The organism is Acinetobacter sp. YH12052 (genome assembly GCF_013419835.1).
In the GTDB taxonomy this organism is placed as follows: domain Bacteria; phylum Pseudomonadota; class Gammaproteobacteria; order Pseudomonadales; family Moraxellaceae; genus Acinetobacter; species Acinetobacter amyesii.
In genome coordinates this window covers 151,071-174,030 of the sequence record NZ_VOZI01000006.1, presented here as the reverse complement: position 1 = coordinate 174,030, position 22,960 = coordinate 151,071, and the positions used below count along the sequence as shown (strand labels likewise).

Genomic DNA, 22,960 nt, shown 5'->3' with positions numbered 1-22,960 from the left:
CAAGTATCCATTTTATCATAACCCTTTAAGGGCTGATCTGTCATAGATTTGCCCGATGACACAGGTTTAGACATCCACATGTTTAGGAATCTGCCAAAAAATCGCTGCGGTAATCAGGTTAATGCAGCCGAGTAAAATCAAGGTGCTATGGAATGCCGTTTCGATTTGTGCAGGACCATAATAGGCCGTAAATACGTTGACTAAAGTCCCTGCCAAAGCCACACCAATACTCATGGATACCATCATAATCATCGACAAGAAACTGTTACCACTGCTGGCATCTTGTTGAGGTAAATCTTTGAGGGTTAAGGTATTCATCGAAACGAATTGCAGCGAATTTAAAATACCAAAAATAAAAAAGTGTAAGGCACGTAACCAAGTTGGGGTTTCAGCCGTAGAGAGTGCAAAACTGCAAATACAGGCGCCGACCAAGAAAGTATTTACCAATAACACTTTACGATAGCCAAAACGTTGAATAATTTGACGAATAATCGGTTTTGATGCCAATGAACCGAGTACCGTCGGTATCATTAATAAACCTGTGATAAAGGGCTCAAAGCCAAAAGCCACTTGTAGCATTAAGGGAATCAAAAAAGGCATGGCATTGCCGCCAAGGCGGGCAAAGAAGTTGCCGATAACACCGATGGCATAGATCCGATTTTGAAATAATTTACTGCGAAACAGTGCATTGGCGTGGGTATGTGCATGAACGGCATAGATCAAACTAGCGATGATCCCCGCAGCGACCAAAAGCAGGCTCCACCATAGCGGAAGATGCGGGCTGGCAAAGTTTTCAATGCCTAACGATAAACCCACCATGGCGACGACCAATAAGAAAAAACCCATAAAGTCGAAGCGTTGTACGCTCGGTTCGGTCACATTGGGCATGGCTTTAAAGGTAATAAGAACCCCTAACAGCCCCATTGGAATGTTTATTAAAAAGATCCAATGCCATGTTGCGACTTCCACCATCCAACCGCCAAGGGTAGGGCCAATTAAGGGGCCCATCAAACCGGCAAGGCTCATCAGACTCATAGCCGATAAAAACTGTGTCCGAGGAATCACTTTGAGCATTGCCAAACGCCCAACAGGTAGCAGTAATGCGCCACCTATGCCTTGAATTACCCGATAAACCAGCAGCTCATTCAGGCTATTGGCCATGCCGCAGCCTAGCGATGCTAACGTAAAAATAATAATGGCTGTGAAATACGTATTTCGTACACCAAAGCGATCGGCCAACCAACCACTTAAGGGAATACACGCCGCAACGGACAAGACATAGGCCACGACCACACTATGCATTTGTAGCGGGTCTTCGCCCAAACTTCTTGCCATCGCTGGGATTGCTGTATTGACGATGGTCGTATCCAGGCCTTGCATAAAAAAGCCAATAGAGACCAAAAGCACTAGAAGTCTAAATTCGGGTTGTAAAGCCTGATGCGTTGGCGTGCTATTCATAAGTCAATAAAGCTGAGATTTTTAAACAGTTTAAATGAATATTGCCATTTGGATGTAGTAAAAGCTTTGCATAATTGAGCCAAAAAATTGCAAGAAAAATGCAATGAAAGTTTAATCTCTATGCAAACTAATGTTTATAACTTGGTCATATTTAAATAAAAGACGAATGAAAACATGAAACTACAAGTTTCGGCACTGATGTGATTAAACAAGGCGATGTGGGACCTGAAGATCTGATTTTTATTGCCGCCAAAGATTCGCCCAATGCTCAACCTTTGTTGGTGGTTGGAAATGAAGTGAGCGGTAGCACGGCGGTTTATCAGATTAAATTGAAATAATTAAAGTTTAAAGCATTTGTTTTATTTGAGGTTTTTATTTTAGTGTCGAGAAAAGCATGGCACGAAATTGTATGAACGCCAGATAAACTGTCATAATGCGTTCAAGTCCTTCATTTATTGGAGGGCTTTTTCTTTATGGCAAAGGTGTTTTGTTTTCATGACAATCGAAATTCTGATGGTCATAGGCTTCTGTCTCGCGGCCTATTCTATTGTCGGTAATGATGTGCCACAGACATTGGGAACCTTTATTTCATCCAATGCGCATCGCCCTTGGTGGCTGTTGTGGATCTATGTCAGCAGTATTCTAGCCATTGTATTGGTTTATGGTTGGTACAGTTCTGGCGTGGGGGATGCATCTTATGGTCGTTTAGAAACGATTCCATTTCCCGCAGAAGGGGTCACGTGGCTCTATATTGTGCCACCGATCTTACTGATCATTTTGACTCGCTACGGAATCCCGGTCAGCACCACATTCTTAGTGTTAACGATTTTCTCTCCGAGTAGTCTTGGCTCGATGTTAACCAAGTCCATGATGGGTTATGCGGTAGCTTTTGTTGTCGCAATTATTGTTTATCGTTTTGTAATTAAAGGCATCTCGGTTTATTTCAGTAAAACACGTGATGAAACCCCCTCGAATATTTGGGTGGGACTACAGTGGGTTTCGACGGCATTTTTATGGAGTCAGTGGCTGATTCAGGATTTGGCCAATATTTTTGTCTACGTCCCTCGTCAGGTGCCGCTGGAGTTCCTGATTTTTGCAATTGTGGTGTTTATCGTACTGCTTGGGATCATTTTGTACCAACGTGGTGGGGCGATTCAGGGCATTATCGACACCAAAACAGGTGTGGCTGATATCCGCTCGGCAACCATTATCGACTTTATGTATGCCTTGATTTTATTGGTGTTCAAAGAGTGGAGTAATATTCCAATGAGTACCACTTGGGTGTTCTTGGGCTTACTCGCAGGACGTGAATTTGCCATGTCCATGCATTTACATGAAGTGAATAAATATCGAACTTCACGAAATGTCAGCAAAGATGCGATGAAATTGATGCTTGGTTTGTTGATGAGTATTTTCTTAGCGACAACCTTGCCATGGTTCTATCGTGTGGTGTCAGGTTAAGTCGACACGATCTTGATTTGAAGTAACATCGAGCAATAAAAAAAGGGGAATACTTTATTCCCCTTTTTGACATCTAAAATACAGTTAGACCACGAAATTTTTCGGGCAATCTAAATTTTTCAGTGCGCTAAAGATCTGCTTCGAAGAATTACATACGATCAGTTTGGCACGATGCTGCGGCGGCAAGAAACCTTCAGCGACCGCATGGTCTAATTGTGCAATTAGTGCATCATAGAAGCCATTGACGTTATAAAGCATCATCGGTTTTTGGTGTTGATTCAACTGTCCCCAAGTGGCGATTTCTAGAATTTCTTCGAATGTACCGAGACCACCGGGCAGGGCAACAAAGGCACTTGCACGTTCTGCCATCATGGCTTTACGCTCATGCATACTGCGCACGACGTGTAATTCAGTCAAATGATTATGTGCAATTTCATAATCCAACATAAACTCAGGAATCACACCAACGGCTTCGCCGCCATGTTCGACCACAGCGTCAGCGACTTGACCCATCAGGCCAATACTGGCGCCACCATAGACCAGACCAAAACCATGTTCAGCCAAGCCTTGCGCTAATGCGATGGCTTTTTCTTGATAAATTGGATTGTTACCAGAGCGGGAGCCGCAATACAGTGCGATTAAAGGTTGTGTTGTAGCAGGAGAAGGATTACCACGTTTTTCTGTCATTTTTAATCCGCTATTCATTACGTTTTAATTTTACCTTAGCATGTTATTTTTTATGACACTACATTGGCAGCTAAATATGACAATTTAATGTCATCATTGGGTTTAAATTCTTCCATACTGAGATTGTACTTTGGTAAAAAAGGGTGAATTTTTACCTTAACTTGCTATACTTAAAACTTCATTTTAAGCTAAAGAACCGTCATGGGTAGTGGTTGTTGTCACTCAGCACACATCAAAATATTAGAAAGAACGCCATTAAAAGCGTTTGCGCATGTCCAATGCATATCATCTTCAATTCAGCATGATCCACGTGTGAATAACATTCAGGAGATACAATTATGATCTTTGAATGGATGTCCGACCCATCTGCATGGGTGGGTTTATTGACACTGGTGGTGCTTGAGATTGTTTTAGGTATCGATAACCTGGTATTTATTGCGATTCTTGCGGAAAAATTACCGCCAGAACAGCGTAATACTGCACGGATTGTCGGCTTATTGCTTGCACTGTGTATGCGATTGATCTTACTGGCCTCGATTGCATGGGTGGTGACTCTAACCAACCCACTGTTCCATATTTTCGACCATCCATTTTCCGGTCGAGATCTAATTTTACTGTTTGGTGGGGTGTTCTTGCTATTTAAAGGCACCATGGAACTGCGTGAACGTCTTGAAAACAAGCCTATGCTAAAGGAAGAAAATCCTGTGCATGCGACGTTTTGGATGGTGATTGTGCAGATTGTGGTGCTCGATGCTGTGTTCTCGCTCGACAGCGTGATTACCGCTGTCGGGATGGTGAAACACCTGTCAGTCATGATGATTGCGGTCATTATTGCTGTCGGCATCATGCTGTGGGCATCTAAACCACTGATGAACTTCGTGAACCGTCACCCAACGGTGGTGATTCTGTGCCTGTGCTTCTTAATGATGATCGGTTTCTCGCTCTTAGTCGAAGGCTTTGGTTTCCATATTCCAAAAGGTTACTTATACGCGGCCATTGGTTTCTCTGTCATGATTGAGTTCTTGAACCAAACCATGCGTCATAATCAGGAAAAAATGGTGACAACCACAGACTTACGTTATCGCACAGCCTCAGCGGTGATGCGTATGCTCGGTGGGAAAAATGTTGCAGACAATCAAAATGAAAATGAAGATGTGCTTGCAACACGTGCTTTTGCTGATGAAGTCTTTGATGAAGACAACGGGGTTTACCACAGTGTCATGGTACAAGGGGTACTGGGTTTATCTGAGCGTCCAGTAAAGTCCGTGATGACACCTCGTCCTGAACTGGAATGGATTGATTTAGATGAAGAACCTGAGGCGATTCGTGCTCAATTACTCAGTACCACGCATTCACGTTTAATTGTGGCACATGGTGAGCTTGACAATATTGCGGGTGCGGTACTGACTCATAAAGTCATGAATGACTATATTGAAACGGGCGTACTCGATTTCGAAAAACATCTCCGTGAGCCAGTGGTGGTGCATGAAAATGCTCAAGTTTTGATGGTGATGGAACAATTGCGTCAAGCGCCGTTACAAATGGCTTTGGTGTTGAACGAATACGGTTCAATTGAAGGGATTGCAACACCGATTGATGTCTTAGAAGCGATTGCTGGTGAGTTCCCTGATGAAGATGAACCAGAGACGGCAGCAGAAAGTCTCGATGATGGTTCATTGTTACTCGATGGCTCAACCGACATTCGTCATGTGTCTTTATTGTTGGGTCGTGACTTGGTGGATGATGCTGAACAGTATTCGACATTGTCCGGATATATCTTATTTCATTTGGGCCGTTTACCAGCCAATGGTGAAAAATTCAAAGCGGATGAACACATCTTTGAAGTGGTCACAATGGATGGTCATAAGATCGAAAAAGTGCATGTCATTCCCATGCCAACTGAAGATTAAGTTGCGTATCGGGGGTAATCTATATAGATCACTGATGTTACGCACGTAAAAGTAATTACGCATTTTTAAAATGATTTTTAAGTCTATTCGACGGAGTCTTACATCTAGGGTTTAAATAAAGGGATTAGCCTTCGGCTGGAGGTACTTTTGTTTCGGCAAAAGTACCCAAAACCATTGTCATCCGCAAAACTCGTTCACTACCGTCAAATTATTCAAAGCATTGCAAAAACATTTTTGATTAGAAGTGGTCCTGTCTCAAACACTTGCGGATGACCTTACCGTGTATCATTCTTTTATTTGAATCGATACGGATCTACTGATGAAAATTGTGTGGAAAGATCCGTTAAAATAGCCTGCATTGTCAGGCTATTTTTTTATGGAAACAAACATGTCACAAGTCCAATGTCCATGTGGCAAAGGTGAGTATGCCAACTGTTGTCAGCCCTTACATGCGGGGCGTGAAAATGCACAGAGCGCAGAGCAGTTGATGCGTTCACGTTATAGTGCTTTTGCACAGCATGAGATTGATTATATTGTACAAACAACTGCGCTTGGACAGCAGCAAGCCTTAGATGTCAGTGCCATTGCAGCGTGGAGTCAGGTCAATCAATGGTTAAAACTTGAGGTGGTACAGGCTCAAGAAAAGCTCGATAAAAATCATGCTCAAGTTGAATTTAAAGCCCATTATCACGATGGGCAGCAAGCGCAGGTACATCATGAAATTTCACACTTTGTGAAGTTCGAGCAGCGCTGGTATTTCCTTGATCCGACCACAGAGATGAAAATCACCATGAAGCAACCCTGTATTTGTGGTTCTGGACGAAAATTTAAACAATGTTGTGCGCAATTTTTATAACATTTGAGCAGATTTAGCTTAGAATAGCGCGCATCTCAACCCTCAGTGGAAGAAGGGCGATGTTACTTACCGTTATTTATATTATCGCAATCACGGCAGAAGCAATGACAGGTGCATTGTCTGCGGGTCGGCGGAGTATGGACTGGTTTGGGGTAACATTGATTGCCTGTGTCACGGCACTGGGGGGCGGTTCGGTTCGTGATGTGCTACTTGGGCACTATCCACTGACGTGGGTTAAGCATCCTGAATATCTCATGCTGACCTGCTTTGCTGCATTTGTCACCATCCTGATTGCAAAGTGGATGCGTCATCTGCGTAATATCTTCTTGGTTCTCGATGCCTTGGGTCTCATTGGTTTTACCATTATTGGCTGTCAAATCGCTTTAGAAATGGGACATGGTTTTGTCGTTTCTGCGGTAGCAGGGGTACTAACGGGCGTCTCTGGCGGTATTTTACGAGACATTCTATGTAACGATGTCCCGCTGGTGTTCCGTCGTGAACTTTATGCCAGTATTTCTTTTGTGTCCGTGATTTGTTATTGGCTCTGTATTGAGATTGGCTTATCGCTAGAATTGACCGTCATTGCGACGCTCATTTTCGGTTTCACCTTACGTCTGATCGCCATTTACTTTGGCTTAGAAATGCCTAAATTTATTTATAAAGATGATGATGATCAGTCAGTATCTTCAAAAGATTTGTCGTAGCCGCGTTGCTATAACATCACATTAAAATGCTAAAAAGACGGATCAATGGTCGGTCTTTTGCATGGATCTATACTAAAAAACGCAAAATCATACATCCTGTTGGGAAAGCAGTGTTCATCCTTCCACCAGTTCAGAGATCTTGTTATGGACTTAGTCTCACGTATACAACGCTTACCCATCGGTAAGTTTCACTACACTTTACTTTGGGTTATTGGCCTTGGCTGGATGTTTGATGCCATGGATACGGGACTCATTTCCTTTATCTTAGCGAAAATGGCTGAAGATTGGGCCATGACGCCAAATGATAAAAGTTGGGTGGTTTCGATTGGTTTTGTTGGGATGGCGATCGGCGCGGTGTTTTCTGGAGGACTGGCAGATCGCTTCGGCCGAAAAACAGTCTTTGCATGGACATTGGTGATTTATAGCTTAGCCACCGCTGCATGTGCGTTTGCACCTAATCTAACTTGGTTGTTGGTATTTCGTTTTATTGTCGGCTTAGGTTTAGGTGGACAACTCCCAGTCGCGGTGACTTTGGTCAGTGAATATATTCCAGCGCATGTGCGTGGCCGTTTTATTGTCTTACTAGAAAGTTTTTGGGGACTGGGCTGGTTGGTTGCTGCATTGGTCTCACGCTTTATTATTCCTGATTTTGGCTGGCATGCAGCGTTCTTGATTGGCGGTATTCCTGCGTTATATGCGATCGTGATTTGGAAAATGGTGCCCGAATCGGTGCCTTATTTGATTAACCGTGGACGTTTTGATGAAGCACACGCATTGGTGAAAAAGATTGAAGCCAAATGTGGTGTGCAAGTTGTTGAAATTTTTGAGGTCAAACCGGTTGCAGAAAAGCACAACATCAGTTTTTCACAGCTTTGGTCAGGCATTTTTGCACGTCGTACTTTAATGCTTTGGCTCATTTGGTTCGGTATCGTCTTTTCTTACTACGGTATTTTTACGTGGTTACCAAGTTTATTGGTCAAAGAAGGCTACACCATTGTTCAATCCTTTGAATATGTCTTGGTCATGATTTTGGCACAATTGCCGGGTTATATTGCAGCGGCATGGTTGGTCGAAAAATTGGGTCGTAAAGCTACTTTGGCGGGCTTCATTGGGATGTGTGCCATTTCGGCATATTTCTTCGGTCAGTCTGGCAGTGTGACAGAGATTGTGATTTGGGGCTGTTTAATGTCTTTCTTTAATCTCGGTGCTTGGGGCGTACTTTATACCTATACACCAGAACAATATCCGGCCAATATTCGTGCCTTTGGTTCGGGCTGGGCGGGTGCCATTGGTCGGATTGGGGGCATTGCAGCACCTTTTGCCGTGACACATATGATGGATATGGATCATGGTTTTAGCTATGTCTTTATGATGTTTACAGCAGTCTTAATTGCAGTTGCCGTGGTGATTTTGGTTTTAGGTGAAGAAACTAAGGGCAAAACTTTAGAATCCATCGGTCTATAAAGACTGTTAAATTTTTAGTTGATCATGGTGAATAAAATGGATATTTTTACGCCATAAGACACAATTTGTCGCAGAGTGTTAGATCATCCCCTTGTATAGGGGACACCTGCGACATAGCATAAGAACCCAATAAAGAACGAACAATTTAGGATTACAGGTTGTTATGACAAGCCTTGCGCATCATGCGACAGAAAACCGTTCCGTAGCAGAATTTACCGAACAAGCATATCTCAACTACGCCATGTACGTGATTATGGATCGTGCATTGCCACATATCAGTGATGGTTTAAAACCCGTTCAGCGTCGTATCGTCTATGCGATGAGCGAACTCGGGCTAAAGCCAACGGGTAAGCCAAAAAAATCTGCACGTACGGTTGGTGATGTACTGGGTAAATACCATCCTCACGGTGACTTAGCTTGTTATGAAGCCATGGTCCTCATGGCGCAGCCGTTTAGTTATCGCTATCCATTTATTGAAGGTCAGGGAAACTGGGGCTCACCAGATGATCCGAAATCCTTCGCAGCGATGCGATATACCGAAGCAAAACTGTCTGCGTATAGTGATTTATTATTGTCTGAGTTAGGACAAGGAACCTGTGATTGGCAGGATAACTTTGATGGTTCGATGAAAGAGCCCGTGAATTTACCGGCACGTGTTCCAAATATTTTACTCAACGGCACAACGGGTATTGCAGTGGGTATGGCAACCGATATTCCACCGCACAACTTACGTGAAGTGGTGAAGGGTACCATCGCCTTAATTCGCAATCCTAATTTAACCGATGAAAAAGTCGCAGAATATATTCCTGCACCTGATTTGCCGACACGTGCGGAAATTATTACTTCTCCAGAAGAATTACTCAAAATTCAAACCACGGGTCGCGGTAGTTATCGAACTCGTGCGGTGTACAGTATTGAGAAAAATGAAATCGTGATTACGGAGCTGCCGTATCAGGTTTCAGGTTCGAAAGTGATCACGCAGATTGCAGATCAAATGCAGGCGAAGAAGTTGCCATTGGTCACGGACTTACGTGATGAGTCAGATCATAAAAACCCAACACGTTTAGTGATTGTCCTGCGCTCAAACCGTATTGATGCTGAATCGGTGATGAGTCATCTATTTGCAACCACCGATCTAGAGTCGAGCTATCGTGTCAATATGAACATGATTGGCGCCGATGGTCGTCCGCAAGTGAAATCGATCCGCCGTATTTTGTTGGAATGGATTGAAATCCGTAAAAATACCGTAACACGTCGTTTGACTTATCATCTGAATAAAATTGAAAAACGGTTACATATACTTGCAGGCTTGATCATTGCCTATCTGAATATTGATGAAGTGATTCGAATTATTCGAGAAGAAGATCAGCCTAAACCTGTGTTAATGACGCATTTTAATATCGATGAAATTCAAGCCGAAGCCATTTTAGAACTCAAGTTACGTCATTTGGCAAAACTTGAAGAAATGGAAATGCGCCGTGAACAAGAAGAATTGGAAGCCAAAGCTGCCATTATTCGTGAACAATTGGCGAATCCTGAATCATTAAAAGCCTTGATCATTAATGAACTGAAAGAAGATGCGAAGAAATTTGGTGATGACCGCCGTTCTCCAATTGTGAAACGTGCAGAAGCCCATGCGATTAATGAACAAGATATGCTTCCTGCAGATCCTGTGACTGTGGTGTTGTCTGAAGCGGGTTGGATTCGCTCGGCGAAAGGTCATGAAGTCGATGCTGAGAACTTAAATTTCCGTGCAGGTGACCAATATCTCAGCCATGCGCAAGGTAAATCGAATCAACGTGTGTATGTATTAGATGATGCCGGTCGAAGCTATGCTTTGGGCATCAATACCTTGCCATCCGCACGTGGTTTAGGTGAGCCTCTGAGTTCTAAACTTGCACCTGCAAGTGGTGTCGGCTTTAAACAAGTGTTTATTGCTGAAGATGAAACAGAAGTCTTGGCGATGAGTAGTAAAGGCTATGGCTTTAAAACCCAAGCCAAAAACCTCGATACCAATGCAAAAGCGGGTAAAGCCTTCCTTAGTTTATCTGAAGGCGCGGCGGTCATGAATTTAACAGCGATTGAGAATGCAACACATCTTGCACTCCTCAGTTCTGCGGGTCGTTTGCTGTTGGTTGAACTTGATGAATTACCAGTATTGAATAAGGGTAAAGGTAATAAATTGATACAACTTGAGGCAAAAGATCAAATTGTATCCATGACAACTTTGAATTTAGATGAAATAATTCAAGTGCTTGCAGGAAATCAACAATTAAAGCTTAAAGGCGACGATCTGCAAAAATATGTGGGTAAACGTGCATCGAAAGGCGTGTTGTTACCACGTGGATATCAAAAAGCAAATAAACTGTTCATTCAAAGATAATACTAGCATCCATGGAACGAAATACGTTATATATGCTGTTATTCGTGAAATGGATGCAATATTAAGCACAAACAAGTTAAATAATGACCGCTTAATATTGAAAAAAAACAGTTGGATTACTAAGGATTACGACAGGAGAATTGGGCGTTATGGAAAAGATTTGGTTCGCTGAATACCAAAAGACAGGGATTCCAGAAACTGTAGAATTACCCGCAGAAAATACCTCATTGGTCGATATTTTTGAGCGTAATTTCCAGAAGTTTGGCTCAAGAGATGCCTTTATCTTTATGGATAAAGTCTTAACTTTTAAAGAACTTGATGAAGCTAGCCGTAAATTTGCAACTTATTTGCAAAGTTTAGGTTTGGCCAAAGGTTCACGCGTTGCAGTCATGATGCCGAACGTTCTTCAATATCCTGTTGTCGCATTGGGTGTATTCCGTGCTGGCCTGGTATTGGTCAACGTGAATCCACTGTATACCTCTCGTGAACTTGAGCATCAATTGAATGACTCTGGAACAGAAGCTCTTGTTATTATTGAAAACTTTGCATCTGTTTACCAAGCGATTATTGGTAAAACCCCAGTAAAACACGTGATCGTGGCATCTGTGGGTGACATGCTTGGTACGCTGAAAGGTACATTGGTTAACTTTGTATTACGTTCAGTACGTAAACAAATTCCAGCTTGGAACATTCCAGGTCATATTCGCTTTAATGCAGCAATGTCTAAAGTGAGTGCAAACAATTACAAACGTCCAAACTTAACTTTAAGTGATACTGCTGTACTTCAGTATACCGGTGGTACAACTGGCGTATCTAAAGGCGCAGAATTGACCCATCGTAACCTTGTGTCAAACATGTTGCAGTGTGATGGTATTTTCCAAAGTAAATTTGGTCAGCAAGATGGTCAGCCAGATGATCGTATCTTCTGTGCATTACCGCTGTATCACATCTTTGCATTTATGGTGTGTGCACTTTACGGTATGTACAAAGGTCAGGCAAACGTATTGATTCCCAACCCGCGTGACCTACCTGCGGTAATGAAAGAATTACGTAAATACCAACCTTCATTCTTCCCAGCAGTGAACACATTGTTCAATGCTTTGGTGAACAATGAAGAGTTCAAGCAACTTGACCACAGTAAGCTAAAAATGGCGATGGGTGGTGGTATGGCAGTGCTTCCTTCGACTGCAGAAGCGTGGAAGAAAGTTACAGGTACCAATATTATCGAAGGTTATGGTTTATCAGAAACCTCACCTGTTGCAACCGCAAACCCTCCAGCATCAATGGAATTCAGCGGTACGATTGGTATTCCATTGCCACTGACTGAAGTTGCTATTTTAGATGATGATGGCAATGAAGTTGCTCAAGGTGAGCAAGGTGAAATTTCGATTCGTGGTCCTCAAGTCATGAAAGGCTATTGGAACCGTCCAGATGAAACTGCCAAAGTAATGACGGCGGACGGTTTCTTCCGTACAGGTGACATTGGTGTCATGGATCCACGCGGTTATGTGAAGATTGTAGACCGTAAAAAAGACATGATTTTGGTGTCTGGCTTCAACGTTTATCCTTCTGAAATTGAAGAAGTTGTTGCAAAACATCCAAAAGTACTAGAAGTTGCTGCGATTGGTGTTCCTGATGAAAAATCAGGTGAAGTACCTAAATTATTCGTTGTGAAAAAAGATCCATCTTTAACAACTGAAGAAGTTTTGGCATTCGCAAAAGAAAACTTAACTGGCTATAAGCGTCCACGTTATGTTGAATTTATGGATGAATTACCAAAATCGAACGTCGGTAAAATTCTACGTAAAGATTTGCGTAAAACAGCATAATACGATGCATAAAAAAGCGCCTTCGGGCGCTTTTTTTATCGCTTTAAATTTAGTTCATTAAAGCTTGCCTTTATTCATCGACCAGCGATCAAAGTAGCGACGTCCTACACCAAAAACACCTAAGAAAATAAACATCGCGCCGAACTGACGACTAAAGCCAGATTGGTTATAGCTGCCATAGGTTAAAATATTGTCGACTAAACAATATAGTGCAATGACAATGACCCAATGCCAAAGGGGAAGTTGCTTGATGGAAACTGCATAGAATGCAATCCACATGATGACAAAGCTGAAAACAGTCGACCAGACATTTAAGTTGGCGCAGATCACAGCTAGTAAAAATGCAGTCACAGGAATGACGATTTTTAAGACACGATCGACGCGAAGCTGATGGCGTTTTTGCTCTTCAAGAACTTCAAATAATTGATCTCGATCAGAAGTGCTCATAGAGGATCCTTTCATCTGCCGATTATAAAAACACTATATTTAACAAAAATTATTCACGAAATGCCATGGTATTATAGCAGCCATAAAAATCTTCCTGAGAAAAAACACATGCACAGCATCAGTGGGATCATCTATCTCATTTTGGCCGCTTGTTTATTGCCATATGTATTTACATTTATTGCGAAACGAGCTGCAGGCTTTAAGTCGAGTGATAATCAAAATCCACGTGAAGTTTTAGCGCGCTCTACAGGATTGGCGAGCCGCGCACATGCAGTGCAGCAAAATAGTTTTGAAAGTTTACCTTTATTTATTGCGGCTATTCTAATGGCTGAATACATGGTGATTCATCAACAATACATCATGACCTTTGGGATTGCCTATCTCGTTTTACGCGTTATTTATGGGCTATGTTATTTAGCGAATTGGGCAACTTTACGTTCAATCATTTGGACCTTGTCGATGTTATGCCCAATTTGCCTGATGTTATTGGTCATTAAATTAAGCTAAATGTTCAGCTTGATGATTAAATTATCAGCATGATCGCTAAAATCACAAAAAAAGCGATAAAACCGTTATAATTGTGCCGGATTAAAAGATTTAACTTGTTTAAAGAGTGATGCTATGAGCTACAGCAATATCCCAGCGGGTAAAGATGCACCAAACGACATCTATGTCATTATTGAAATTCCTGCAAATGCAGCACCAATCAAATACGAAATCGATAAAGATTCTGATGCGTTATTTGTAGACCGTTTCATGGGTACTGCAATGTTCTACCCAGCGAACTATGGTTATGTTCCAAATACATTATCTTTGGATGGTGACCCACTAGACGTACTTGTGGTTACTCCACATCCAGTAGAGCCAGGTTCTGTAATTCGTTGCCGTCCTGTTGGTAAATTGAACATGGAAGATGACGGTGGTGTTGACGCAAAACTGGTTGCCGTTCCACACGACAAATTGACTCCGCTTTATAAAGATGTTCAAGAATATACCGATCTTCCTGCATTATTGATCAATCAAATTGAACATTTCTTCCAACACTACAAAGACTTAGAGCCTGGTAAATGGGTTAAGTTAAGTGGTTGGGAAGGTGCTGATGTTGCGAAACAAGAAGTACTGAGCTCAATTGAAGCTTACCAAGCTGCGAACAAATAATATTGTTTTAAGCTGAGCATCGCTTTTATATGAAAACGATGCTCATAAAAAAAACCTGCACAGTGTGCAGGTTTTTTTTCGCTATCTTAGAGTAGCTGCGAAATTAAAATAATTTCACAGGGATGTCTAAGAATAAACGCCATTCGTTTGTATCACCGATATAGTTACCAGCTTGGTAGTTATCACTTGCGCGGTAGTAAGAATGACGTACACGTAAGCTTGCTTCCTTAGCAAAACCAGATTGAACAGTATATTTCACTTGGTTAAAGAATTCGCGCTCTTGACCTTCTTTTGCTGAATTGTTGACTTTAATATCCCAGCCATAAACGAATGCAGAAGTCCAGTTCAAGCCTGGCACACCATAATCAGTAAAGTTTAAGTTATATTGAACTTGTGCCGATTTTTCATGGTTCCCCACAAAGTCAGATAAGTATGAGTTAGCTACATAGATTGACTGTGCGCCATCAGCATTTTCGCCATAGTCATAACCAGTGTTGCCTGTATTTTGTTGGTAAGCCAGCATGACTGAGTGAGCGCCTTGGTTTAATGTACCTGCAAGAGACCAGATGCTATTGCTGCGGCCGTCAACATTTTTATTACCAATTGTTGAAGAATAAGTTCCAGCTTGCTCGTCCCATTCAGTATGGTAGCCATTGAAGTCTACATTTAAAGAGCGTTTTTCAGCTAAAGGCAATGTGTAGTTTGCATTGATGTAGTGACGTTCAAGCGCATCTTCACTGTCTAAGCCATAGTAAGATGCATTAAGCTGATCGTTAAATTTGTACTTTGCACCCCAAACGATTGCATTATCTAGATGACGGCCATCAGTATTGATTTGATCTGAATATTGATTCTCTGTGAATTTACCAGCAATAACTTCTAGATTTTCAATTTCACGGCTTTTCGCAAGAACACCAGTGAAATATTCTGGAACCATACGTGCTGTATTAGACGCAAGTACAGGAAGATCTAGAACTTGGGTACCGTATTCAACAGTTGTATTTGATACTCGTGCTTTAACGCTAGCTCCGCCACGCGCCCAATGGTTATAGGCGTCTACATCACCATTTGCATCTTTAGCTCCGCCGTTATGAAGCGGAATCATGCCATTGCCAGCATTATCATTGCTGCCTAATTTGAATGAAGCATCGCCAGTAACATTGGCACCAAAACCGATAATACCTTTTGTAAAACCAGATTCAAGTTTTACAATCGCAGACTGAGCAGCTGAGCTGGTATCTGTTACTCGTTTTACTGCACCAGTATCATTGTCAATGTAATTGGTTTTGTCACGGTTGATGTAACCTGTACGGAATAATACAGAGCCTTCGGCATCTTCCACAAAGCCTTTAGATTCGCTTTGTTCGCTAGCAAAAGCAGTAGAAATAAGAGCAGCGTTTACTAATACTGCAAGTGTTAGTTGTTGAGCTTTAAGCATTGGGAGAGAGCCTCATGCAAATTTGGTTAATATGTAGTGCGATTGTATATTTTTTCTTAAAAAAATCACTATTTTTAATGCGCTTATTACACTAAAGTTAGAAAACATTCAGATCATCGGTCAATCTGTAATAAGCAAATGTTTCGTATGTTATTGTTGTTTAACAAATAGTTTATTTAAATTGAATATATTAAGCTAAAGAGAAGTTTCTTCATTGCTTATCATAAAAAAATATAAAAAAAAGTAAAAACTTTCATTTAACTTGCTGATTTATCATTACTCTTCGCGACAATTTGTGCTGAATTTAAATTGGTATTTTGATCAAAAAGTATAAAAACTGCTGAGGTGCATGGCATCAATGTTCAGGCTAAGTAAGCACTGTTGGCGTGTTTTTTTGTAAATAGAGAATGACTTTTAGCGAAGTCGTCAGAAATGTTTTCCTTAAAATCTAGCTCAATAAAAGATGATAATAATCGTGATAAATACATATAAATTAAAACATTAAATCATTGTTAAAGACTGGAACACGATAAAAGATATTTTATGAATCAAAAGCTTATTTTTTACTATTTTATATAATCTTACCTTTGTTTTTAAATGATTTAATTTATCAAAATAAGAAAAAAGGGGCTATACAGTGCGGTAAAATCGATTAAAATCGTCGCTAAATTTTACTCAACCCAATCCACGATCGATCCGATGTGGGGACTAAACATGATTCAATTTTATAAAATAGCAATTTTAAGTATTTTAGTGACCCTAGGTACAATCCCTGCATTTGCAGAACAAACTGAACAAGCCACAACTGCACAAGGGAATTGGTCTGGAAGTTTGGGCGTGGTAAACAAATATGTGTACCGTGCGAGTGAAGAAAATGATCAAGCTGCATTACAAGCCGGACTTGAATATGCACACAACAGTGGGCTGTTCGCGGGCTATTGGGGGTCTACACTCAACTATGACCCTACGGACGACAGTCAGTCACATGGTTTTGAACATGATTTCTATGTTGGATATGGACGTGAACTGAATGAAGATTGGAGCTATAAGTCACAAGTGATGGCTTATGTCTATCAAGGTGGCGGTTCAGTGTATAACGATGACCGCTCTGAAAAGCGTCGCACAACGGGCGTCGAATTTATTCAGGACATAAGTTATAAAGATTTAACTGCAAGCATGGCTGTATTGTTGTCTGATGTTAATTATGGCAACGCAGGAGATGTATATCTGAATGCTGCTTATAGCTATGCATTACCTTATGATGTTTCATTAAATTCATCGCTTGGTGTTTCTGTTTTTAATGACAGTCGTGATGATAGCCTATTAACAACCACAGAAGATGTGGTGTTCACTGAAGCACGTTTAGGCTTGAGTAAACCGATTGCGGATACTGGATTTGAAATTGCTGCTGACTATGTATGGGGCGGTAAAGATCGTGAAGGCGAGGAATTAGACGATAACGTTGTGGTTGGATTGACCTATTCTTTCTAACATTAACGAGTTGATCGTATTCGGTCATATTTTTGAAAGTGCACAATGGTGATTGTGCACTTTTTTTATGCATTTTTGAGATCGGTGTTGAAAAAATATACTCAAAAAAGCGCATTTTTAAAATCCTGTTACAACTATCAACCTAAGGATTTTAATAATCTGAATAGTTGACAATCTGCATTCTAAAAAAAAATTTAGAGAAAAATAGTTAAATAGAGTAATTAAAAAATAACAAATAAAAACAGTATCTTATATGTTTTATGAAAGCCAAAATCGTGACCTTTATAAAAAAAATATGTGTATATTTTTAAACATGGCACAGCGCTTGCTAATACCTCATTGAGTTCAACGAAATAACCAAAAAATACGTCGTCGCACGATGTGGGGGAACAAACCATGAAATTTGCACTTAAAGCTTTATCAATCGCTGTACTTGGAGCAGCATCGACGTTTACATTTGCTGAAGCACCTGCTTCAGAGCATTCTGTATCTGGAAATATCGGCGTACTGTCTAGCTATAATTTACGTGGTATTACCAATGTGCCTGAAAATAAAGATGCGACAATCCAAGGTGGTTTGGATTATAGCCATGCATCAGGCTTCTATGCAGGTTGGTGGGGTTCAACATTAAACTATGGTGATGACCTACCGAATGGTTTTGAAAATGATTTTTATGCGGGCTATAACGGTTCAATTAATGATGATCTTGGTTACACAGCAGGTCTAACTTACTACTATTACTATGATATTGATACAAGTGATGCAAACGGTTTAGAAACAATGCTTGGGCTAAGCTATAAAGATTTTGGCTTAACAGCGCAAACTTTGCTTGAAGATGTTTCATGGGGTAATGCAGGTGATACTTATATCAAAGCATCATATAGCTATGCACTTCCTAAAGACTTCAGTCTAGATACCGCGCTTGGTTTATATGCATATCAAGATTCAGGTGATTTTGAAGATAATTTAGGAACAACAGAAAGCTTTGGTTTCCGTCACTTTGATATTGGTCTAAGCAAGCCTTTAGCAGATACAGGTGTTACCGCAAGCATGAATTACACAGTTGGTGGTTATGACCGTGCGGATGAAAAACAAAAGAATAAAGTCGTATTTGGTTTGAAATACGAATTCTAATGTTAAAAAGCATTAAAAATGGCGACCTAGGGTCGCCATTTTTTTAAGTATTGAGCTGGCTTCGATAGGACAGTGCTTCAGAAACGTGCTGAGCTTGAATGTGTTCACTTTGAGCTAAGTCGGCAATGGTTCTGGCAACACGTAATACGCGATGATAAGCACGCGCAGATAAATTCATTCGTTGCTGTGCTAACTGTAAAATATTCTGCGCAGTAGCATCCAAAACCGCTTGTTGCTCCAATTGCGTCGGCGTGAGCGCCATATTGGATTTTTGCTGACGCTCTATTTGTAACTCATAAGCTTGAATGACACGATGCCTAACTGTACTTGAACTTTCAACCTCTTGCGAACTTTGTAATTCATGCGCTGCCAGTGGCGGGACATCTATATGTAAATCAATACGATCTAATAATGGACCTGAAATACGGTTTTGATAGCGTTTAATACTTTCAGCACTACATTGACAACGGCTGTCTTGGTTAAAGGCATAGCCACATGGGCAAGGATTCATTGCTGCGATCAATTGAAAATTCGCAGGGAAGGTGATTTGACGAGAAGCCCGTGAAATCACAATTTCTTTGGATTCGAGTGGTTGCCGTAACACCTCCAACACCTTTCGATCAAATTCAGGCAGCTCATCTAAAAATAAAACTCCTAAATGTGCCAAGGTGATTTCGCCCGGTTTAGGATTTGATCCGCCTCCGACGAGGGCGATCGCAGACGCAGTATGGTGCGGCGCACGAAATGGACGCTGCCCAAAATGATGATTTGCACCTGCAATGGAATAAATACTCGCGACTTGCAAATTTTCTTGCATATCTAAGGGCGGAAGAATGCTGGCCAAACGCGAGGCGAGTAGAGTTTTACCTGTGCCTGGAGGGCCACGAAATAGCAGGGAATGACCGCCAGCCGCCGCAATTTCTAAAGCACGACGTGGTCTCAGTTGACCTTTCACATCAGATAAATCAAAAGGGTAACTGTGTTGATTGGCTGACGATGTCGAGGGGTGGCTGCTGATTAAGGCTGAACGACTCAAATGTTCACATACATCCTTAAGATGCTGCGCAGGAAAGACTTGGAACTCCGGCAGTTGCGCCGCTTCATCGGCATTGAGTGCCGGTAGAATCAGATGATGCCCGATATGTTGACAGGCAATGGCTATACTTAAGATGCCACTGACAGGTCGTAAATAACCATCAAGTGCCAATTCTCCAATAAATTCAAAACCATCTGCTGCATTTTCAGGAAGTTGTCCCGACGCGATCAGAATCCCTAAAGCAATGGCGAGATCTAAACGTGAACCATCTTTGGGTAAATCTGCGGGTGCTAGATTAATGGTCAGACGTTTGGTCGGAAACTGAAAGCCGCTATTAATAATCGCAGAGCGGACACGGTCTTTACTTTCACGGACGGCGGCCTCAGGTAGGCCCACAATGGTCAATGACGGTAGGCCTTGGCTGACATGAACTTCAACTTCAATTTGGGGTGCATTTAAGCCGAGCAAACCCCGAGTATAGATTTTGGCAAAAGACATATTATTGTTCCGTTATGGTGCATTATTTTTAATCGTTATGCGTCTTTTGTTGCACTAAAAAGGTGCTTATTTTTTGTTCTGAATTTTTTGTTCGAGTTCTTCGACGTGTTTTAGTAATTCATTTAAACGTAAATTGGCATTATTCAGTGCAGTACGTTGGCGTTCGATTTCTTCTTTCGACACGAGATCCATTTTGCTTACAGCTTCATTGAGTAAGCTACGCAGGTTATGTTCGACGTCTTTTTTCGGCTGATCGATTTGTTCTAATATCGCTTGTAATAAGGTTTCAATCATTGTTTTGACCATCCTCAGTGAATTGGTGGCAGCAGTTTAACATCGCCACATTCATGACCATAGTGCTTTTATTTAAATATGCGTTTAATCGATCAGTAAAATCGTAATTCTTCTAGTAAAAACGTCTATTTTTATAAGCATACGCAAGATTATCCGTATAAAATAGGTTATAAAGAAATCTCATGCTGGGCTGACTATTTTCCCCCGACTGTAGTCATATTGGCATGAAAATTGAACATAAAACCTTACAGGTGAAATAAGCCGAAGGAAAACAAAACATGAAGCTCGTAACTGCAATTGTAAAACCTTTTAAATTAGATGACGTGCGTGAAGCACTCTCTGAAAATGGTGTTCAAGGGATCACTGTCACTGAAGTTAAAGGCTTCGGTCGCCAGAAAGGTCACACTGAACTTTATCGTGGTGCTGAATATGTGGTTGATTTCTTACCAAAAGTAAAAATCGAAATCGCAATCAGTGATGAAATGGTCGATACCGTAATTGAATCAATTACTCGTGTTGCAAGCACAGGAAAAATTGGCGACGGTAAAATTTTTGTAAGCAATCTGGAACAAGTCATCCGTATCCGTACTGGTGAAACAGGTGCAGATGCCGTTTAAAAAATTGGCATGAAGTTTGCTGAGTAGCTAATAACTCAGAAAATCAGGTCGGGGGATACGAATGAAAAAGATGCTAATTGCACTCGGCTTGTCCAGTGCACTTTTAGGTGGTTCTGTTGCGTGGGCTGAAGAAAGCGCAACAGCACCTACAGAAGAAGTCACAGTAGTTGATACTGCAAATACAACAACGCTAAATACAACAGAAGCTGCAGTTCCAGTTGAAGCAGCGCCAACACCTGCAGAACCAGCACCTACAGAAGAAGAACCTAAGCTCGATACAGGTGATACAGCATGGATTTTAGTATCCACTGCACTTGTTTTACTCATGACAATTCCCGGTTTAGCATTGTTTTACGGCGGTATGGTCCGTAAGAAAAATGTACTCAGCACCATGGCACACAGTTTTGTTGCTGCGGGTGTCGTGAGTTTAACGTGGGTGATTGTGGGTTATACCTTAGCATTTGGTGAAGGCAATGCCTTTATCGGTAGCTTAGACAAATTTATGTTGTCGGGCATCACCACAGAAGCCTTGTCCGGTACGATTCCAGAGATTCTTTTTGTTATTTTCCAAATGACATTTGCCATCATTACCGTTGCCATTATTAGCGGTTCGATTGCAGAACGTATGAAATTCGGTGCTTTCGTTGCGTTCATCGCAATTTGGAGTGTCGTGGTTTATGCACCAATTACCCACTGGGTATGGGGCGGTGGTTGGTTAGGTAACGACGGTGCGCTTGATTTTGCGGGTGGTACGGTTGTTCACATCAACTCAGGTGTTGCGGGTCTCGTTGCAGCGTACATGCTTGGTAAACGTATGGGGCTTGGCCGTGAATCTATGGCACCACATAACCTAACGCTAACTGTCATCGGTGCAAGCCTTGTATGGGTAGGTTGGTTCGGTTTCAACGGTGGTTCTGCACTGGGTGCAAATGGTTCCGCTGGTTATGCATTGGTGGTAACACAAGTTGCAGCAGCGGCAGCAGCAGTGGCATGGTTAATTACTGAAAAAGTGGTTCGTGGTAAAGCGTCTGTCTTGGGTGGTGCTTCTGGTGCGGTAGCAGGTCTTGTGGTGATTACACCTGCGGCTGGTTTTGTAACAGTTGGTGGTGCTTTAGCGATGGGTCTGATCGGTGGTGTGGTTTGCTTCTGGGGTATTACTGCGCTGAAACGTGCGTTGAAAGCGGATGACTCTTTGGATGCGTTTGGTCTACATGGTGTCGGTGGTATCGTGGGTGCGATCCTTACAGCATTCTTTGCCAGCGAATTCATCATGGGTGACAATGCACCGAGTAACTTAATGCATCAATTATGGGTTCAAGTCGAAGGTGTACTAGCGACCATCGCTTACTCAGCAGTGATGACATTCATTATCTTGAAAGTGATTGATCTAGTGATTGGCATCCGTGTTGAAGCTGATGACGAACGTATGGGTCTAGACTTAAGTCAACATGGTGAACGTGTAGAATAATAAGATCACAGTAAATCAATATATTGTGTAAAACAGCCCGAAAGGGCTGTTTTTTTTCCATATCTAGCGTAAAGCTCTACAAATTTCAAAATTTTTGCTACACTCTAAATCCATTCGGATTTGTTCAATTTAACCGCTATGCATTGTCCATTTTGCAACGCTGAAGACAGTAAAGTGATTGACTCACGTCTTGCTGCTGAAGGCTGTCAGATACGCCGCCGCCGTGAATGTATTAGTTGCGGTGAACGTTTTACAACTTTTGAAAGCTATGAAGTGGTGATGCCGCGTGTCATCAAGTCTGATTCAAAGAGTGAACCTTTTGATGAAGCCAAGCTCCGCCGCTCGCTCATGCATGCCTTGCAAAAGCGTCCAGTAACGCAAGAGCAAATTGAAACGGTACTCAGTGATATTCAATTGCAAATTCGCCGTTTGGGTGAACGTGACGTGAAATCACGCACCATTGGTGAAATTGTCATGCAGTCTTTGTTTGCTTTAGATCATGTGGCTTATGTACGTTTTGCTTCTGTGTATCAAGACTTCCAAGATGTAGAAGCTTTTCGTCGTCAAATTGAACAAATGCAGCAGCGTGAGCACTAATGCACATCTGCTTCCATTTTTATCATGAGT

Annotated in this window: 21 protein-coding genes; 15 read left to right on the top strand and 6 right to left on the bottom strand. The window is 41.7% G+C overall.

The genetic code is table 11. From position 1 onward, the window contains the following. Window positions 1-66: 66 nt before the first annotated feature. Window positions 67-1,458, bottom strand: coding sequence for a multidrug transporter subunit MdtD (gene mdtD / locus FTU06_RS06345; protein ID WP_180145553.1), 1,392 nt, complete (start codon window positions 1,456-1,458; stop codon window positions 67-69). Between the two features lie 200 nt (window positions 1,459-1,658). Between mdtD and FTU06_RS06340 the strand changes: the two genes are divergently transcribed. Both FTU06_RS06340 and FTU06_RS06335 read left to right on the top strand, forming a co-directional pair. Continuing rightward, a complete protein-coding gene (locus FTU06_RS06340; RefSeq protein WP_180145551.1) occupies window positions 1,659-1,796 on the top strand; it encodes a hypothetical protein in 138 nt (45 codons plus the stop codon). Between the two features lie 157 nt (window positions 1,797-1,953). Further along, entirely contained in the window at window positions 1,954-2,919 is a 966-nt protein-coding gene (locus FTU06_RS06335; protein ID WP_078189479.1) for a hypothetical protein, read from the top strand. Between the two features lie 84 nt (window positions 2,920-3,003). Here FTU06_RS06335 and FTU06_RS06330 read toward each other — a convergent pair whose 3' ends face one another. Next, window positions 3,004-3,624, bottom strand: coding sequence for a TIGR00730 family Rossman fold protein (locus FTU06_RS06330; protein WP_078189478.1), 621 nt, complete (start codon window positions 3,622-3,624; stop codon window positions 3,004-3,006). 320 nt (window positions 3,625-3,944) lie between these two features. On the opposite strand from FTU06_RS06330, the gene FTU06_RS06325 reads away from it, so the two are divergent. The 6 genes from FTU06_RS06325 (at window position 3,945) to FTU06_RS06300 (ending at window position 12,752) form a co-directional block, all read left to right on the top strand. Beyond that, complete coding sequence (locus tag FTU06_RS06325) at window positions 3,945-5,516, top strand: TerC family protein (RefSeq protein ID WP_078192606.1); 1,572 nt, start codon at window positions 3,945-3,947, stop codon at window positions 5,514-5,516. A 388-nt stretch (window positions 5,517-5,904) separates the two neighbouring features. Next, entirely contained in the window at window positions 5,905-6,372 is a 468-nt protein-coding gene (locus tag FTU06_RS06320; RefSeq protein WP_180010708.1) for a YchJ family protein, read from the top strand. A 59-nt stretch (window positions 6,373-6,431) separates the two neighbouring features. Continuing rightward, window positions 6,432-7,076, top strand: a complete 645-nt coding sequence (locus FTU06_RS06315; protein WP_078189475.1) for a trimeric intracellular cation channel family protein — start codon at window positions 6,432-6,434, stop codon at window positions 7,074-7,076. Window positions 7,077-7,220: 144 nt separating this feature from the next. Then, window positions 7,221-8,540 (top strand): MFS transporter, encoded by a 1,320-nt coding sequence (locus FTU06_RS06310; RefSeq protein ID WP_168378243.1) that lies wholly within the window; start codon window positions 7,221-7,223, stop codon window positions 8,538-8,540. Between the two features lie 163 nt (window positions 8,541-8,703). Next, window positions 8,704-10,923 carry a DNA topoisomerase IV subunit A gene (gene parC / locus FTU06_RS06305; protein ID WP_180005204.1) on the top strand — a complete coding sequence of 740 codons (2,220 nt, stop codon included), beginning with the start codon at window positions 8,704-8,706 and terminating at the stop codon, window positions 10,921-10,923. Between the two features lie 149 nt (window positions 10,924-11,072). Then, on the top strand, window positions 11,073-12,752 hold the full coding sequence (locus FTU06_RS06300) for a long-chain-fatty-acid--CoA ligase (RefSeq protein WP_180008091.1): 1,680 nt from the start codon (window positions 11,073-11,075) through the stop codon (window positions 12,750-12,752). 57 nt (window positions 12,753-12,809) lie between these two features. Here FTU06_RS06300 and FTU06_RS06295 read toward each other — a convergent pair whose 3' ends face one another. Next, the gene (locus FTU06_RS06295) at window positions 12,810-13,199 is read right to left on the bottom strand and encodes a hypothetical protein (protein WP_180088837.1); all 390 of its coding nucleotides are present in this window, start codon (window positions 13,197-13,199) and stop codon (window positions 12,810-12,812) included. A 108-nt stretch (window positions 13,200-13,307) separates the two neighbouring features. Here FTU06_RS06295 and FTU06_RS06290 point away from each other — a divergent pair, with 108 nt between their 5' ends. Beyond that, entirely contained in the window at window positions 13,308-13,706 is a 399-nt protein-coding gene (locus FTU06_RS06290; RefSeq protein ID WP_078189470.1) for an MAPEG family protein, read from the top strand. 114 nt (window positions 13,707-13,820) lie between these two features. After that, the gene (ppa, locus tag FTU06_RS06285) at window positions 13,821-14,357 is read left to right on the top strand and encodes an inorganic diphosphatase (protein ID WP_168378239.1); all 537 of its coding nucleotides are present in this window, start codon (window positions 13,821-13,823) and stop codon (window positions 14,355-14,357) included. A 103-nt stretch (window positions 14,358-14,460) separates the two neighbouring features. Here the strand turns inward: ppa and FTU06_RS06280 are convergent, their stop codons facing one another. Continuing rightward, window positions 14,461-15,795 (bottom strand): OprD family outer membrane porin, encoded by a 1,335-nt coding sequence (locus FTU06_RS06280; RefSeq protein ID WP_180088839.1) that lies wholly within the window; start codon window positions 15,793-15,795, stop codon window positions 14,461-14,463. Window positions 15,796-16,509: 714 nt separating this feature from the next. On the opposite strand from FTU06_RS06280, the gene FTU06_RS06275 reads away from it, so the two are divergent. Both FTU06_RS06275 and FTU06_RS06270 read left to right on the top strand, forming a co-directional pair. Next, window positions 16,510-17,286, top strand: coding sequence for a TorF family putative porin (locus FTU06_RS06275; RefSeq protein ID WP_180088841.1), 777 nt, complete (start codon window positions 16,510-16,512; stop codon window positions 17,284-17,286). A 396-nt stretch (window positions 17,287-17,682) separates the two neighbouring features. Next, window positions 17,683-18,420 (top strand): TorF family putative porin, encoded by a 738-nt coding sequence (locus tag FTU06_RS06270; protein ID WP_180008086.1) that lies wholly within the window; start codon window positions 17,683-17,685, stop codon window positions 18,418-18,420. 43 nt (window positions 18,421-18,463) lie between these two features. Here the strand turns inward: FTU06_RS06270 and FTU06_RS06265 are convergent, their stop codons facing one another. After that, window positions 18,464-19,954, bottom strand: a complete 1,491-nt coding sequence (locus FTU06_RS06265; protein WP_180039915.1) for a YifB family Mg chelatase-like AAA ATPase — start codon at window positions 19,952-19,954, stop codon at window positions 18,464-18,466. Window positions 19,955-20,020: 66 nt separating this feature from the next. Beyond that, complete coding sequence (locus tag FTU06_RS06260) at window positions 20,021-20,248, bottom strand: accessory factor UbiK family protein (protein WP_078189551.1); 228 nt, start codon at window positions 20,246-20,248, stop codon at window positions 20,021-20,023. Window positions 20,249-20,526: 278 nt separating this feature from the next. Between FTU06_RS06260 and glnK the strand changes: the two genes are divergently transcribed. The 3 genes from glnK (at window position 20,527) to nrdR (ending at window position 22,930) form a co-directional block, all read left to right on the top strand. Beyond that, window positions 20,527-20,865 carry a P-II family nitrogen regulator gene (gene glnK / locus FTU06_RS06255; protein WP_067763174.1) on the top strand — a complete coding sequence of 113 codons (339 nt, stop codon included), beginning with the start codon at window positions 20,527-20,529 and terminating at the stop codon, window positions 20,863-20,865. Between the two features lie 61 nt (window positions 20,866-20,926). Next, window positions 20,927-22,333, top strand: a complete 1,407-nt coding sequence (locus tag FTU06_RS06250) for an ammonium transporter (RefSeq protein WP_180145547.1) — start codon at window positions 20,927-20,929, stop codon at window positions 22,331-22,333. A gap of 138 nt (window positions 22,334-22,471) precedes the next feature. After that, the gene (gene nrdR / locus FTU06_RS06245) at window positions 22,472-22,930 is read left to right on the top strand and encodes a transcriptional regulator NrdR (protein WP_067763170.1); all 459 of its coding nucleotides are present in this window, start codon (window positions 22,472-22,474) and stop codon (window positions 22,928-22,930) included. The last annotated feature ends 30 nt before the right edge of the window (window positions 22,931-22,960 follow it).